This window comes from Streptomyces camelliae, from assembly GCF_027625935.1.
GTDB classification, from domain to species: domain Bacteria; phylum Actinomycetota; class Actinomycetes; order Streptomycetales; family Streptomycetaceae; genus Streptomyces; species Streptomyces camelliae.
In genome coordinates this window covers 3,256,718-3,271,644 of sequence record NZ_CP115300.1, presented here as the reverse complement: position 1 = coordinate 3,271,644, position 14,927 = coordinate 3,256,718, and the positions used below count along the sequence as shown (strand labels likewise).

Annotated in this window: 12 protein-coding genes and 1 pseudogene; 10 read left to right on the top strand and 3 right to left on the bottom strand. The window is 72.3% G+C overall.

Going from position 1 to position 14,927, the window contains the following annotated elements:
• Window positions 1-10 precede the first annotated feature (10 nt).
• The 4 genes and pseudogenes from O1G22_RS14715 to O1G22_RS14700 all read left to right on the top strand — a co-directional run.
• On the top strand, window positions 11-3,625 hold the full coding sequence (locus tag O1G22_RS14715) for a UvrD-helicase domain-containing protein (protein ID WP_270081766.1): 3,615 nt from the start codon (window positions 11-13) through the stop codon (window positions 3,623-3,625).
• Window positions 3,626-3,678: 53 nt separating this feature from the next.
• Window positions 3,679-5,082 (top strand): dipeptidase, encoded by a 1,404-nt coding sequence (locus O1G22_RS14710; RefSeq protein ID WP_270081765.1) that lies wholly within the window; start codon window positions 3,679-3,681, stop codon window positions 5,080-5,082.
• A 153-nt stretch (window positions 5,083-5,235) separates the two neighbouring features.
• Window positions 5,236-6,180 (top strand): NAD(+) diphosphatase, encoded by a 945-nt coding sequence (nudC, locus tag O1G22_RS14705; protein WP_225098498.1) that lies wholly within the window; start codon window positions 5,236-5,238, stop codon window positions 6,178-6,180.
• 11 nt (window positions 6,181-6,191) lie between these two features.
• Window positions 6,192-6,497: pseudogene (locus tag O1G22_RS14700) on the top strand (class I SAM-dependent methyltransferase); the annotation flags it as partial.
• A 349-nt stretch (window positions 6,498-6,846) separates the two neighbouring features.
• Here the strand turns inward: O1G22_RS14700 and O1G22_RS14695 are convergent.
• Window positions 6,847-7,089, bottom strand: a complete 243-nt coding sequence (locus O1G22_RS14695; RefSeq protein ID WP_225098496.1) for a mycoredoxin — start codon at window positions 7,087-7,089, stop codon at window positions 6,847-6,849.
• A 205-nt stretch (window positions 7,090-7,294) separates the two neighbouring features.
• On the opposite strand from O1G22_RS14695, the gene O1G22_RS14690 reads away from it, so the two are divergent.
• The 5 genes from O1G22_RS14690 (at window position 7,295) to O1G22_RS14670 (ending at window position 11,223) form a co-directional block, all read left to right on the top strand.
• Window positions 7,295-9,517, top strand: coding sequence for an ATP-dependent DNA helicase UvrD2 (locus O1G22_RS14690; protein WP_428986362.1), 2,223 nt, complete (start codon window positions 7,295-7,297; stop codon window positions 9,515-9,517).
• Window positions 9,518-9,681: 164 nt separating this feature from the next.
• Entirely contained in the window at window positions 9,682-10,002 is a 321-nt protein-coding gene (locus O1G22_RS14685) for a hypothetical protein (protein WP_270081763.1), read from the top strand.
• A gap of 172 nt (window positions 10,003-10,174) precedes the next feature.
• Window positions 10,175-10,543, top strand: a complete 369-nt coding sequence (locus tag O1G22_RS14680) for a WhiB family transcriptional regulator (protein ID WP_053664703.1) — start codon at window positions 10,175-10,177, stop codon at window positions 10,541-10,543.
• Complete coding sequence (locus tag O1G22_RS14675) at window positions 10,540-10,863, top strand: hypothetical protein (protein ID WP_225098493.1); 324 nt, start codon at window positions 10,540-10,542, stop codon at window positions 10,861-10,863. Before O1G22_RS14680 ends, O1G22_RS14675 begins: the two co-directional genes overlap by 4 nt.
• Before the next feature lie 138 nt (window positions 10,864-11,001).
• A complete protein-coding gene (locus tag O1G22_RS14670) occupies window positions 11,002-11,223 on the top strand; it encodes a hypothetical protein (RefSeq protein ID WP_270081762.1) in 222 nt (73 codons plus the stop codon).
• Window positions 11,224-11,295: 72 nt separating this feature from the next.
• Here O1G22_RS14670 and O1G22_RS14665 read toward each other — a convergent pair whose 3' ends face one another.
• Together O1G22_RS14665 and O1G22_RS14660 are read right to left on the bottom strand one after the other, a co-directional pair.
• Entirely contained in the window at window positions 11,296-12,678 is a 1,383-nt protein-coding gene (locus tag O1G22_RS14665; protein ID WP_270081761.1) for an ABC1 kinase family protein, read from the bottom strand.
• Window positions 12,671-13,933 carry a TOMM precursor leader peptide-binding protein gene (locus O1G22_RS14660; protein WP_270081760.1) on the bottom strand — a complete coding sequence of 421 codons (1,263 nt, stop codon included), beginning with the start codon at window positions 13,931-13,933 and terminating at the stop codon, window positions 12,671-12,673. Before O1G22_RS14660 ends, O1G22_RS14665 begins: the two co-directional genes overlap by 8 nt.
• A 336-nt stretch (window positions 13,934-14,269) precedes the next feature.
• Here O1G22_RS14660 and O1G22_RS14655 point away from each other — a divergent pair, with 336 nt between their 5' ends.
• Entirely contained in the window at window positions 14,270-14,866 is a 597-nt protein-coding gene (locus tag O1G22_RS14655) for a M48 metallopeptidase family protein (RefSeq protein WP_270081759.1), read from the top strand.
• Window positions 14,867-14,927 lie beyond the last annotated feature (61 nt).

Sequence of the window (14,927 nt, the reverse complement as noted above, 5' to 3'; positions counted from 1 at the left end):
CTTTTGCGACATGCCCGCCCGTATCACCGACCCCGAGCAGCTCAAAGAGCTCCTCGGCATCCCGTTCACCCCGGAGCAGACGGCCTGCATCACCGCGCCGCCCGCCCCGCAGGTGATCGTGGCCGGAGCCGGGTCCGGCAAGACCACCGTGATGGCCGCTCGCGTGGTCTGGCTGGTCGGCACCGGGCAGGTCGCCCCCGAACAGGTCCTCGGCTTGACCTTCACCAACAAGGCCGCCGGCGAGCTGGCCGAACGCGTCCGCAAGGCGCTGATCAAGGCCGGCGTCACCGATCCCGATGTCATCGACCCGGACAACCCGCCCGGCGAGCCGGTGATCTCGACCTACCACGCCTTCGCCGGCCGCCTGCTCACCGACCACGGCCTGCGCATCGGCCTGGAGCCCACCTCCCGGCTGCTCGCCGACGCCACCCGCTACCAGCTCGCCGCACGCGTGCTGCGCGAGGCACCCGGCCCCTACCCCGCGCTGACCCGCTCCTTCGCCGACCTCGTCAGCGACCTGCTCGCCCTCGACTCCGAGCTCGCCGAACACCTCGTCGGCCCCGAGCAACTGCGCGCCTGGGACGCCGACCTGCTGCACACCCTCCAGGGCGCCAAACTCACCAACGCCGACCTGCGCAAGGTCCCCGACACGGCCGCCGCCCGCCGTGAACTCGCCGACCTCGTCCAGCGCTACCGGACCGCCAAACGCGAGCGCGACCTGCTCGACTTCGGCGACCAGATAGCCCTGTCCGCCCGCCTCGCGCGCGTGCCCGAGGTCGGCCGCCTGCTGCGCGAGGAGTTCCGCGTGGTGCTCCTGGACGAGTACCAGGACACCTCTGTGGCCCAACGCGTCCTGCTGGCAGGCCTGTTCGGCGGCGGCACCGGCCACCCGGTCACCGCGGTCGGCGACCCCTGCCAGGCCATCTACGGCTGGCGCGGCGCCTCCGTCGCCAACCTCGACGACTTCCCCGCGCACTTCGCGCACGCCGGCGGCCGCCCCGCCACCCGGCAGGCGCTCAGCGAGAACCGTCGCAGCGGCGGCCGCCTCCTCGACCTCGCCAACGGCCTCGCCGAGCCCCTGCGCGCCATGCACGCGGGCGTGGAGGCCCTCCGCCCGGCCCCCGGTGCCGAGCGCGACGGCACCGTCCGCTGCGCCCTGCTGCGCACCCACGCCGAGGAGATCGACTGGCTCGCCGACTCGATCGCCCACCTCGTGCACACCGGCACGGCCCCCGGCGAGATCGCCGTACTGTGCCGTACGGCGACCGACTTCGCCGAGATCCAGGGCGCCCTCGTGGCCCGGGACATCCCCGTCGAGGTGGTCGGCCTGTCCGGACTGCTGCACCTGCCCGAGGTCGCCGACCTCGTCGCCGTCTGCGAGGTGCTCCAGGACCCCGGTGCCAACGCCTCCCTGGTGCGCCTGTTGACCGGCCCGCGCTGGCGCATCGGCCCCCGCGACCTCGCCCTGCTGGGCCGCCGCGCCCGGCTGCTGGTCGCCCACGCGCGCGTGGGCGACACCGACGACCCGGACCGCCGGCTCGCCGCAGCCGTCGAGGGGATCGACCCGGCCGAGGTGATATCGCTCGCCGACGCCCTCGACACCTTCCTGGAGACGCCGGCGGAGGGCGACTTCGAGGAGGGCGGCGACGACGGACTGCCGTTCTCCGCGGACGCGCGCGTGCGCTTCGCCCGCCTGGCCGCCGAACTGCGCGACCTGCGCCGCTCCCTGTCCGACCCGCTGATGGACGTCCTGCACCGCGTGCTCGCCGTCACCGGCCTGGAGGTGGAGCTGTCGGCGTCGCCGCACGCCCTGGCCGCCCGCCGCCGCGAGACCCTCTCCAACTTCCTGGACATCGCCGCCTCCTTCGCGGCGAGCGACGGCGAGGCCACCCTGCTCGCCTTCCTCGGCTTCCTGCGCACCGCCGCCCAGTACGAGAAGGGCCTCGACAACGCCCTGCCCGGCGGCGAGAACACCGTCAAGGTGCTCACCGCCCACAAGTCCAAGGGCCTGGAGTGGGACGTCGTGGCCGTCCCCGGACTGGTCGAGGGGACGTTCCCCAGTGCCCAGGGCCGCGAGAAGTGGACGGCACAGGCCAAGGTGGTGCCGCACGCGCTGCGCGGCGACACCGACACCCTGCCCGACGTCGAGAGCTGGGACTCGCGCGGCATGAAGGCCTTCCACGAGGCCATGAAGGACCACCAGCACACCGAGGAACTCCGACTCGGCTACGTCACCTTCACCCGCCCCCGCTCCCTCCTGCTCGGCTCCGGCCACTGGTGGGGACCCAGCCAGAAGCGGCCGCGCGGCCCGTCCGGCTTTCTCCAGGCCCTGTACGAGCAATGCGCCGCGGGGTACGGCGAGATCGAGCAGTGGGCGGACGAGCCCGCCGAGGACGAGGAGAACCCGGCTCTGCACGCGGCGACCGCCGACCAGGCGTGGCCGCTGCCGCTGGACGAGGCCGCCCTGGCCCGCCGCCGCGCGGCCGCCGAGACCGTACTCGCCCACCTGGGCGCCCTCGCCCAGAGCCCCGGCCATCCGCAGGCCGCCCACGACCCGGCCGTCTTCGACGACCCGGACTGGCCGACACCGCCGGAGGAGCCGTACGACGACGATCCGTACAACGAGGACTTCCCGTACGACGAGGACGTCCCCTACGACGAGGACGTCCCCTACGAGGAGGACGTCCCCTACGAGGAGGGGCTGTACGAGGAGGGGTCCTACGGCGAGGGACCCTACGGCGAGGACACCTTCCGGGAACAGGAGCCCCCGTACGACACGGACACACCTGCCGCGGACGATCCGGCCGGCTCCGCCGGCCGGGACACCTGGGACACCGCCCGGCCCACGGTGCCGCACCAGGCGCCCGCCCGCCGGCACCTCCCCGGGCCCACCGAGCCGCCGCCGCACACGCACCTCACCCCGGAGGAGACCCGCACCATCGCCTCCTGGGACCGCGACCTGGACGCGCTCACCGGAGAGCTGCTGCGCGCCCGGCAGGCCGTCACGGACGTCCCCCTGCCCGCCACGCTCACCGCGTCCCAGCTGATGCTGCTGGCCGAGGACCCCGACGGGCTCGCACAGGAACTCGCGCGCCCCATGCCGCGGCCCCCGCAACCGGCCGCGCGCCGGGGCACGCGCTTCCACGCCTGGGTCGAGGCCCGCTTCGAGGAACTGACCCTGCCCCTGCTGGAACCCGACGAGCTGCCCGGCAGCGACGCCGAGATCGCCGACGAGGCGGACCTGGAAGCCCTGAAAGAGGCCTTCGAACGCAGCGCGTACGCCCAACGCACCCCGTACCGGGTCGAGGCCCCCTTCCAGCTCGCCCTCGCCGGGCGCGTCGTACGCGGCCGGATCGACGCGGTCTACAGAAACGGCGACGGCGACGAGACGACGTACGAGATCGTCGACTGGAAGACCAGCCGCGTCCGCGCCGCCGACCCGCTCCAGCTCGCCGTGTACCGGCTGGCCTGGGCCGAGCAGCAGGGCGTGCCCCCCGAGTCGGTCACGGCCGCCTTCCTGTACGTGCGCAGCGGCGAGATCGTACGGCCGCGGAACCTGCCGGACCGGGCCGCCCTGGAACGGCTCCTCACGCAAGACGCCGGAACGGCACACAAGGCGACCTGAGTGTGACGAACCGCCCGCCGAGGATGTCGGTGCGGGCCGATAGGCTCGTGAGCATGAGCCAGACCCCGGACAGCGCCGTCCGCACGTACATCGAGCAGCACCGCACGGCCTTCCTCGACGACCTCGCCGCATGGCTGCGCATCCCCTCCGTGTCGGCCCAGCCCGCCCACGCGGCCGACGTACGGCGCAGCGCGGACTGGCTCGCCGCCAAGCTCAAGGAGACCGGCTTCCCCACGGTCGAGATCTGGCAGACCCCCGGCGCCCCCGCCGTCTTCGCCGAGTGGCCCTCCGGCGACCCCGAGGCCCCCACCGTCCTCGTCTACGGCCACCACGACGTGCAGCCCGCCGCCCGCGAGGACGGCTGGAACAGCGACCCCTTCGAACCGATCGTCCGCGGCAACCGCCTCTACGCGCGCGGGGCGGCCGACGACAAGGGCCAGGTGTTCTTCCACACACTCGGCGTCCGCGCCCACCTCGCCGCCACCGGCCGCACCGCCCCCGCCGTCAGCCTGAAGCTGCTCATCGAGGGCGAGGAGGAGTCCGGCTCCCCGCACTTCCGGTCCCTGGTGGAGGAGCGCGCCGGCCGGCTCGCCGCCGACGCCGTGATCGTCTCCGACACCGGCATGTGGTCCGAGGACACCCCGACCGTGTGCACGGGCATGCGCGGCCTCGCCGAGTGCGAGATCCGCCTGTACGGCCCCGACCAGGACATCCACTCCGGCTCCTTCGGCGGCGCGGTGCCCAACCCGGCCACCGCGATCGCCCGCCTGGTCGCCGCCCTGCACGACGAGCACGCACGCGTGGCGATCCCCGGCTTCTACGACGGCGTCGTCGAGCTGACCGACCGCGAACGCGAGCTGTTCGCCGAACTGCCCTTCGACGAGGAAAGCTGGCTGCACACGGCCAAGTCCCGCGCCGCCCACGGCGAGGCCGGGCACACCACCCTGGAGCGGATCTGGGCCCGCCCGACCGCCGAGGTCAACGGCATCAGCGGTGGCTACCAGGGCCCCGGCAGCAAGACGATCATCCCGTCCTCGGCCCTGGTGAAGCTGTCGTTCCGGCTGGTCGCCGGCCAGGAGCCCGAGCACATCGAGAAGGCCGTGCGCGCCTGGGCCGCCGAACAGGTGCCGGCCGGGATCCGCTGCGAGATCGACTTCGGCCCGGCCACGCGCCCGTGCCTGACCCCGCTCGACCACCCCGCCCTGCAGTCCGTGGCCCGCGCCATGGGCCGCGCCTTCGAGGGACCGGTCCGCTACACGCGCGAAGGCGGCTCCGGGCCCGCCGCCGACCTCCAGGAAGTCCTCGGCGCCCCCGTGCTCTTCCTGGGCATCTCCGTCCCCTCCGACGGCTGGCACGCCCCCGACGAGAAGGTCGAACTGGATCTCCTCCTCAAGGGCGTCGAGACCAGCGCCTATCTGTGGGGAGACCTGGCCGAGAACTGGCGTCCCACGCCCTGACCGGACCGGCGCCGCACGGGAGGGCACCGCGCCCGGGGCACACTGGAGGAACCGCCCCGCACGCCCGCCCCATCCGGCCCGGTGCCCCACGCCGAACGCCCCGCCGAACCGCCCGCCGAACGAACCGCTGCACTGGGGGAGTTGGAAGCACCCGTGACCACCTGGACCGACGACACAGCCGACCGTCCCATCTCGCTGACCGCCCCGAGCGGCATCGACCGCGCCGCCCACCACCGGCTCGACGAAGCCTGGCTCGCGGCGGCATGGAGCCACCCCACGACCCGCTGCTTCGTCGTCTCCGGCGGCCAGGTGCTCATCGACGAGACCCCGGACGGCCGTACCGAACTCGTCATGACGCCCTCCTTCGAGGCCCCGCTCACCGAGGCGCACCGCTACTTCCTCGGCATCGACGAGGACGGCGTCAGCTACTTCGCGCTGCAGAAGGACGCGCTGCCCGGCCGCATCGACCAGTCCGCGCGCCCCGCCGGCCTGCGGGAGGCGGGCCTGCTGCTGTCGCCGCGCGACGCCGGGCTCATGGTGCACGCGGTCGGCCTGGAGAACTGGCAGCGCACCCACCGCTTCTGCTCCCGCTGCGGCGAGCGCACGGTCATCGCCGCCGCCGGCCACATCCGCCGCTGCCCGGCCTGCGGCGCCGAGCACTACCCGCGCACCGACCCGGCCGTGATCATGGCCGTCACCGACGCGGACGACCGCATCCTGCTCGGCCGCCAGGTGCACTGGCCCGAGGGCCGCTTCTCCACGCTCGCCGGATTCGTCGAGCCGGGCGAGTCCATCGAGCAGGCGGTGCGCCGCGAGGTGTCCGAGGAGGTCGGTGTCACCATCGGCTCGGTGGAGTACGTGGCCAGCCAGCCCTGGCCCTTCCCGTCCAGCCTGATGCTCGGCTTCATGGCGCGTGCCACGTCCACCGAGATCGACGTCGACGGCGACGAGATCCACGAGGCCCGCTGGTTCTCCCGCGAGGAACTGCACGACGCCTTCGAATCCGGCGAGGTGATGCCGCCCTACGGCATCTCCATCGCGGCCCGCCTGATCGAGATGTGGTACGGCAAGCCGCTGCCGACACGAAGCTTCGTCTGAAGACACCCCCGATGACCGGCGACCCGTACTGGAACCACAACGTCCACTACCACCGGGCGGTGCTGGCGGCCGTACCCGACGGCTGCCGCACGGCCCTGGACGTCGGCTGCGGCGACGGCCTCCTGGCCCGCAAGCTCGCCGCCCGCGCGCGGACGGTCACGGGCGTGGACCGCTCGCCGGAGATGATCCGGCAGGCCCGCGCCCGGCAGCCGGGGAACGTCACCTTCGTCGAGGCCGACTACCTCGACGGCGTCTCGCTCCCCACGGACGGCTACGACTTCGTCAGCGCCGTCGCCGTCGTGCACCACGCCCGCTTCGAGGACGCGATCGGCGGCCTGACCCGGCTGGTCGCGCCCGGCGGCCGACTGGTCGTCGTCGGAATGGCGTACAACCACACCCCGCTGGACTGGGTGATCAGCGGCTGCGGACTGCCGGTGAGCCTTCTGTACGCCCGCGCCCACGGCGGCAAACGCGGCCCCACCGGCATGCCGGTGGAGGACTCCGCCATGCACTGGGGCGAGGCCCGCACGGCCGCCCGCCGTCTGCTGCCGGGCTGCCGCTTCCGGCGCAGGCTGCTGTGCGGTACGTCCTCGTGTGGGACAAGACGCGAAACGGCGGTTCCTGAACCCCAGGGGGCTCGGGAACCGCCGTCCGGCAGCGCGGACCTTACGCGGCCAGCTTCTGCTTCACCTGAGCCAGCGACGGGTTCGTCAGCGTGCTGCCGTCCGCGAAGAGCACGGTCGGGACCGTCTGGTTTCCGCCGTTCGCCTTCTCCACGAACGCGGCGGACTCGGGGTCCTGCTCGATGTTGATCTCGGTGTAGGCGATGCCCTCCCGCTCCAGCTGCTTCTTCAGCCGCTGGCAGTAGCCGCACCAAGTCGTGCTGTACATCGTCACAGTGCCCTGCATGTCTCTCGCGCTCCTCAGGCAGCTCGGAAAAGGTCGTCCGGGGAGAGAACGTACGCGACGGGCCCGCCATTCCCACCGGGGGTATGCGCCCTGTCACCCCGGTTGTCCACAGGCTGCTGTGACGCCTGCCGCATTAGTACGACAAAGCCCGCCCGCCTGTGGACAACCGCCACGGCAGTCCCGGACGACCTGGCAGCATTGCGGTGTGACAGCAGCAACGCACTCCACCCTCTTCCCGCAGGGCCCCGGCAGTTCTCAATATTCGGCTCCGCCGAGTGGGGCCGACGCGGTGCTCGAAGGGCTCGACCCCGAGCAGCGCGCGGTGGCGACCGCCCTGCACGGCCCGGTGTGCGTCCTGGCCGGGGCGGGCACGGGCAAGACCCGGGCGATCACACACCGTATCGCCTACGGGGTGCGCGCCGGGATCCTGCAGCCCTCCAGCGTGCTCGCCGTCACCTTCACCAACCGCGCCGCCGGAGAGATGCGCGGCCGGCTGCGCCAGCTCGGCGCCCACGGCGTCCAGGCCCGCACCTTCCACTCCGCCGCCCTGCGCCAGCTCCAGTACTTCTGGCCGAAAGCGATCGGTGGCGGCATGCCCCGGCTCATCGACCGCAAGCTCCAACTCGTCGCCGACGCGGCCGCCGCCTGCGGCACCCGGCTCGACCGCGGCGAGCTACGCGATGTGACCGCGGAAATCGAATGGTCCAAGGTCACCCAGACCGTCCCCGCCGACTACCCCTACGCAGCTGCGAAGGCCGGCCGTGAGGCGCCCCGCGATCCCGCCGAGATCGCACACCTCTACGCGGCCTACGAAGACCTAAAACGCGACCGCGCGGTGATCGACTTCGAGGACGTCCTGCTGCTGACCGTCGCCATCCTCCAGGACCGACACGACATCGCCGAACAGGTCCGCGCGCAGTACCAGCACTTCGTCGTGGACGAGTACCAGGACGTCAGCCCACTGCAGCAGCGCCTGCTGGAGCTGTGGCTCGGCGACCGCGACAACCTGTGCGTCGTCGGCGACGCCAGCCAGACCATCTACTCGTTCACGGGAGCAACCCCCGACCACCTCCTCGACTTCCGGGCCAGGCACCCGGGCGCCACCGTCGTGAAACTGGTCCGGGACTACCGCTCCACCCCCCAGGTGGTCCGCCTCGCCAACGGCCTGCTCGCCCAGGCCCGCGGCCGAGCCGCCGACCACCGGCTGGAACTCGTCTCCCAGCGCCCCCCCGGCCCCGAGCCCGTCCACACCGAGTACACCGACGAACCCGCCGAGGCCGAAGGCGCCGCCCGCCGCATCCGCGAACTGATCGACGCGGGCGTCCCCGCCGCCGAGATCGCCGTCCTGTTCCGTACGAACGCCCAGTCCGAGACCTATGAACAGGCCCTCGCCGACGCCGGCGTCCCCTACCAGCTGCGCGGCGCCGAGCGCTTCTTCGACCGGCCCGAGGTCCGCAAGGCCGGCCTCGCCCTGCGCGGCGCGGCCCGCTTCGGCGGCAACGACTCCCTGCTGGACGACGCCGTCGACCTGCCCTCCCAGGTGCGTGCCGTCCTCTCCGGGGAGGGCTGGACCAGCGAGCCCCCGGCCGGCTCCGGCGCCGTCAGAGAGCGCTGGGAGTCCCTGGCCGCCCTGGTCAACCTCGCGCACGACCTCGCCGCCGCCAGCCCGAAGGCCACCCTCGCCGACTTCGTCGCGGAACTGGACGAGCGGGCGGGCGCCCAGCACGCCCCCACGGTCCAGGGCGTCACCCTCGCCTCCCTGCACGCCGCCAAGGGCCTGGAGTGGGACGCCGTCTTCCTGGTCGGCGTCGCCGAGGGCATGCTGCCCATCACCTACGCCAAGACCGATGAGCAGATCGAGGAGGAACGCCGGCTCCTCTACGTCGGCGTCACCCGTGCGCGGGAACGCCTCCACGTTTCCTGGGCCCTGTCCCGCTCACCCGGCGGACGCCCCAACCGCCGGCCCAGCCGCTTCCTCGACGGTCTCCGGCACGGCACCACCGCCACGGCCGGCCATACCGGCACCGGCGCCGCGGCGGGCGTCGAACGGGGCACCAGCCGCGACACCGCCGCCGTACCGCGACGCGCCCAGCGCACCCCCGCCCGCTGCCGGGTCTGCGGACGGACGCTCACCGAGGCGGGCGAGATGAAGCTGATGCGCTGCGAGGACTGCCCCTCGGACATGGACGAAGGGCTCTACGAGCGCCTCCGCGAGTGGCGGGCCGTCCAGGCCGAGCGCAGCGGACAACCGGACTTCTGCGTCTTCACCGACCGAACCCTCATGGCCATCGCCGAGGCCCGGCCGGAGAACTCCGCCGAACTCTCCCGCATCTCCGGCGTCCTCAACCGCAAGCTGCGCAGCTACGGGGCTGACGTTCTGGCCATCTGCGCAGGTCAGGACATCAAGGAAGGCGACGGGGACGACTGATGCGAACTCGTCGAAAAAATAGTTTGCGCATGCCCCAGCAATCCCCATAGGTTCTAGGCACGGAAGCAGCGGCCTTCTCCAAGGCCCCGGCTCCGTGATGTACTTGCACATCCGAACGGACTGGTTCGCGCCGGTCCCCAAGACGCCGAGAGGAGGCGAGTCCAGTGATCAGCATCAACACCAGCACCATCAGCTCGGCCAAACTGACCGATCGCTCGACCGTCTCCACGTGCATGCTCGGCGCCTCGAACCAGGGCACCGGTCTGTCCGGCATCCGTGCCGTCCGGCCGGCATCCTCCCTCGCCCTCGCGGGTCTTCCCGTCCGCGAGCGCAATGAGCGACCGACCAAGGCACTGGAAGCGGTAGCGGCACAGGCACATGCCTATGCCTTTGCGGCGGCCGGTGCCGGATTCCGGAAGCAGACGACGCAGCACCACCTGATGTGGGCCTTCCGTGGGCCAGAACCCTGGAGTGATCCAGCCTGATCCGATCAGGCCGGCGCCTTCAGGGCCGCGGAACCCCATCCGGGATCCGCGGCCCTTCTGTTTTCCCTCAAGCGGGAAGACGGAGCGAAGGGGCCTCGGGACAAGAAAAGAACCCGGTACCAAGCCGACACCCGGTCAACCGGCCGGAACGACCAGACGAGGAAGACCAACCGTGCAACTCGAAGCGCACGCCCCGTCCGTACCGCCTTCGCAAACGATCCCCCCGCCCGGCCTCACGGAGGACTCCACCTTGATCCCCCTCACCGCGCTCACCGCGCTCGACGACGCCATCGAGAACCTCGGCGTACCCGTCCCCTGCCGCTCCTACGACCCGGAGGTCTTCTTCGCCGAGTCGCCGGCGGACGTCGAGTACGCCAAGTCCCTCTGCCGCACCTGCCCGCTGATCGAGGCCTGCCTCGCCGGTGCCAAGGAGCGGCGCGAGCCCTGGGGCGTCTGGGGCGGCGAGCTCTTCGTCCAGGGTGTCGTCGTCGCCCGGAAGCGGCCGCGTGGTCGCCCGCGGAAGAACCCGGTCACGGCATGAACACCGCAGGAACGATCGATCGCCCCCTCACGCACGACCCCAAGAAGCAGGCCCCGATGAAGCCGTCCACCAGCGAGCCCACAGGCTCCGCGACCACAGACTTCCCCATCACCGGCGCGACCGAAGCGCGCCAGAACAGGAACCGTGAGATGCAACTCATGCAAGAAGCCCTGGCTCGTGCGCATATGCACGAGCGACTCCATGACGCCGGGAGAGAGCGCCGGGCCCTGCGCCTGGTGGTCGCCCAGCGGATGCAGCGCCGGGCCGAGCGTGCCTCGCTCCGCGCCCGCCGCGCGCTCGCCCAGGCCGTCATGCAGTAGCGATCACACCTGAGAAGCGGTGGCCTCCCGGCCCAGGGAGGCGAAGACTTCCCCGCGGGGGCCCGTCCGGCCGAACGGACGGGCCCCCGCGGTGCGTTGCGTACGACGATCGGCCGGTCCGGGAGTTATCGTCACCGGGTGACGAGTCCTCCCGGAGGCAGTGATCAGGGCGGCTCCACCACGGAGCCCCGGCTTCCCCTCACCTGCGCCCGCTGCGGCACCCCCGCCGCCGGCCCCGGCCCCCAGTCGGTCACCTGGACCTGCTCCGTGGAGAACGGCATCCGCCGGTACTTCTGCGACATCTGCTCCCGGGAGAACCTCAGGGCGATCGAGGGGCGGCTGGATTCTTCCTGGTGGTGAGCCTTTTCCTTCGGGCCCCCTCCCCCTCCCCCCTCCCACCCCTCCCCCTCCGCCCCTTCAGGGCATGCCGGATCAGGCCTCCGCCGCCGGCTCCTCGCCGGGCAGGGCCTCGCCGGGCAGGTCGTCCTCGACGAACCCCGGCAGCCATTCCTCCAGTTCCTCCCGGAGCCGCACCGTGGCGCCCAGCTGGCACAGCACACCGATCGTGCTCAAGGTCACCCGGTGGATCAGCAGATAGGACGGCGGCAGGTTCAGCCGCTTGCCCAGCTGATACGCGGGGGAGCGGGGGTCGGCGATGCGGGCGGCCTGGCTGCGCATCCAGCTACGGGTGAAGGTGAAGGAGTCGACGCGGGCCGGCTCGATGATCGGCAGCAGGTAGTCGAGCACCGCGTCGGGGTCCAGCTCTATGGACTCCTTCACGAACCCCTCCTTGCAGAGGAGTTCGTAGACCGGCTCGGCCTCGCCATCCAGTGTCATCCGCAAGGAGACGCCGATCGGTGTCGGCAGGCCGCCGGGGAGGCGGTCGACGGTGCCGAAGTCCAGGACGCCGAGGCGCCAGTCGTCCTCGCCTGACGGGCCGCCGGGCAGCAGACGGAAGTTCCCCGGGTGGGGGTCGGCATGCAGCAGGCCGGTGCGGGCAGGGCCCGAGAACAGGAACCGGGCCAGCAGCTGGCCGGCGCGGTCGCGCTGCTCCTCGGTGCCGTCCGTGATGATCTCCGACAGGGGGATCCCGTCGATCCACTCCGTGACCAGGACCTGCTCGCACTGGTGCACCACCGCCGGGACCACCACGTCCGGGTCGTCGGCGAACTCCTCCGCGTGCACGGCCTGGGCCTGGGCCTCCAGCGCGTAGTCCAGTTCCTCGGAGACGCGGTCCTTCAGTTCCGCGATCAGCGGCTTGATGTCCATGCCGGGGATCAGGGGTCCCAACAGACGGGCGAAACGGCTCAGTTGACCCAGGTCGGAGATCAGTGCCTCGCCGGCGCCGGGGTACTGGACCTTGACCGCCACCTCGCGGCCGTCGTGCCACACCGCCCGGTGCACCTGCCCGATCGAGGCCGCGGCGGCCGGCTTGTCCTCGAACTCCTCGAACAGATCATGCCAGTCCGGGCCCAGCCGCTGCTCCAGCACGCCGTGCACCGTGCGGGTCGGCATCGGCGGAGCCGCCTCCTGGAGCTTGGTCAAGGCGGCGCGGTAGGGACCGGCGACCTCCTCGGGCAGTGCGGACTCGAAGACGGACAGCGCCTGCCCGAACTTCATCGCACCGCCCTTCAGCTCGCCCAGCACCTTGAACAGCTGCTCCGCCGTACGCTGTTGCAGTTCTCTGCCGACGATCTCCGCGGACTCGCCCACGATCCGCTTGCCCAGCCCCCAGGTCGCCCGGCCGGCGAAGCCGAGCGGGAGCGCGGCGAGCTTGGCGGTACGGGTGACCGCCTTCCGGGGAAGATCAGACATGCGCCCTCCAAGTCCCAGTCGGCCGCGCCGCGCCCGTTTCGCATCGTCGCTCCGTCGACGGCCGTTGCACCGCCATTGTCGCGCGTGGCTTCTCGTTGGTTGAGACGTGCTCCCCCTTGGCTTTCTCCCCGGCCTGCCTCCCGTTCTTCTTCTTGGTCTTCCCGGTGGATTTCTCCGCCGCACCGCACCCGCACGCCGGATGCGGCCGGACCGGTCGGGCGGACCAGTCCAGGCCGGGCAGAGAAGCCTCCCAGCGGGCCCCGGTGCCGGACGGCGACCGCCCGTCGAGGAAGGCCAGCGCGTGTGCCGCGGCCAGTCCGGCGACCGCCGTGGCCAGCGCCAGATCGCAGGCCCCGACCCGGCGGGCCGGCGCGGACCGCCACTGTGCGATCAGCCGGGGCCAGGCCGGATCCCGGTCCGCACGGTCGAAGTGCAGACAGCCGGCGCAGCCGGACCCGCCGGGCAGGACCAGCGGTCCGACGACACCCGTGCCCTCCACGACACCGGCGTACAGATGGGGTGTTCCGGAGGCCATCAGGGGCTCGGTCGCGACCGGGTCCGGTGCGTACACGCTCACGTCGTCGCGGGGTGTGAGGATCACCAGGGAGAGGCCGGGTTCGCGGGCGCCGGATCCGGGGGAGTGGGCGTGGCGCCGAGGGCGGTCCGGTGCCGCGCGGCGGACGGCGGCCCGCGCCGCCGCGTCGCGGCGCTCGCCGACCGCGTCGGCGGGCAGTCCGCCCGGGGCCACGTCCCAGGGCTCCACGTGTCCGGTGTCGCGCACATCCACCTCGCCGATGCCGGCGCCCGACAGCACCGATGCCAGCACGGCGCCGACCCGTCCCGCGCCCTCCACCCGCACTCTGAGCGCGCGGCGGGCGGCGAGGCGGGCGAGCGCACCGCCCGGCTCGGCCGTGGTCAGGGACAGCGAGGTGAGGTCCGGGCGCAGCCGCTGCAGGACGTGGTCCTGTGCGCGCAGCGCGTCCGCGGCCGGTCCGCCGCCGCGCGCGTCGTCGACGAGGCCGGCCCGGGTGAGCCGCTTCAGCAGGGTGTCGACCCGGTCGGCCGGCAGTTCCATGCGGTGGCCCTCCTCGCGCAGCAGCGGCAGTCCGCGCGTGCCGTTGAGCAGATCCAGGAAGCCGCGTGTCGTCGCGTCCACCGGTCCCAGCGTCACCGCGTGCGCCGGAGTCATCCCGAACTGCACCGTGTCGCGATCGCGCCAGCCACGCCGCAGCGCGGGCTTCATCACCGGATGCATGACTGTCCCCCGTCCGTTGAAGGATCCTCCGGAACGTCCCTGGAGTCTCCTTGGAAGATCGCCGGACGTCCTTGTCGCCGGTGGAGCCGGTCGTGCCCCGCCGACGAATGCCAGCATGCCGTTCCCGCCCGACCCGTGCCGGGAGTTATCCACAGGGCAGGGGTGTTTGTCGTATGAGACGGTCGGAAGTGGATCGGGCGGCCGGGAGCGGAGCCGTGCAAACCGGATGTGCGGATCAGTCGTAGGAATCATAGGAATCAGACGCATGGTGGGGGATCGGCAGCGAACCGTCCCGGAGCCGGGACTTTGCCCGGGCCCACCGGGTAACGTCGGGGCGTGCCCGCCGACCCACTGCACCGCGCCGGAAAGCCACAGCGCAGCACGACGAGCCAGCCGCCCAGCGGCTCGGGGGCGAGCGCGATCGAGGTCCGCAGGAGTGCCCGGCGCCGCCGGACGGTCTCCGCGTACCGCGAGGGCGATCGCACCGTCGTACTGATCCCCGCCCGGATGTCCAAGGCGGAGGAGCAGCGCTGGATCACCGTCATGCTCGACAAACTCGCCGCCCAGGAGAGCAAACGGGTCCTCGGCGACGCCGAGCTGGCCGAGCGTGCCGAGCGGCTGTCGGCGCAGTACTTCGACGGCCGGGCGCGCCCCGCCTCCGTGCGCTGGGTCACCAACCAGAACACCCGCTGGGGTTCGTGTACGCCGGCCGAGGGCAGCATCCGGCTCTCGCACCGGCTGCAGGGGATGCCCGAGTACGTCGTCGACTACGTCCTCTGCCATGAGCTGGCGCATCTGCTGGTGCCCGGTCATGGGCCGGACTTCTGGCGGCTCTTGGAGGCCTATCCGCGTACCGAGCGGGCCCGTGGCTATCTCGAAGGGGTGGTCGCGGCCGAACGGCTGCCGCATGTGCCCGGCGCGCGCGGGGAGTGAGCCGGAGGCCGTACGTCCGCCCCCTGCGCGGGTTGTGTACCGGGTCTGTACCGGCTGCGTC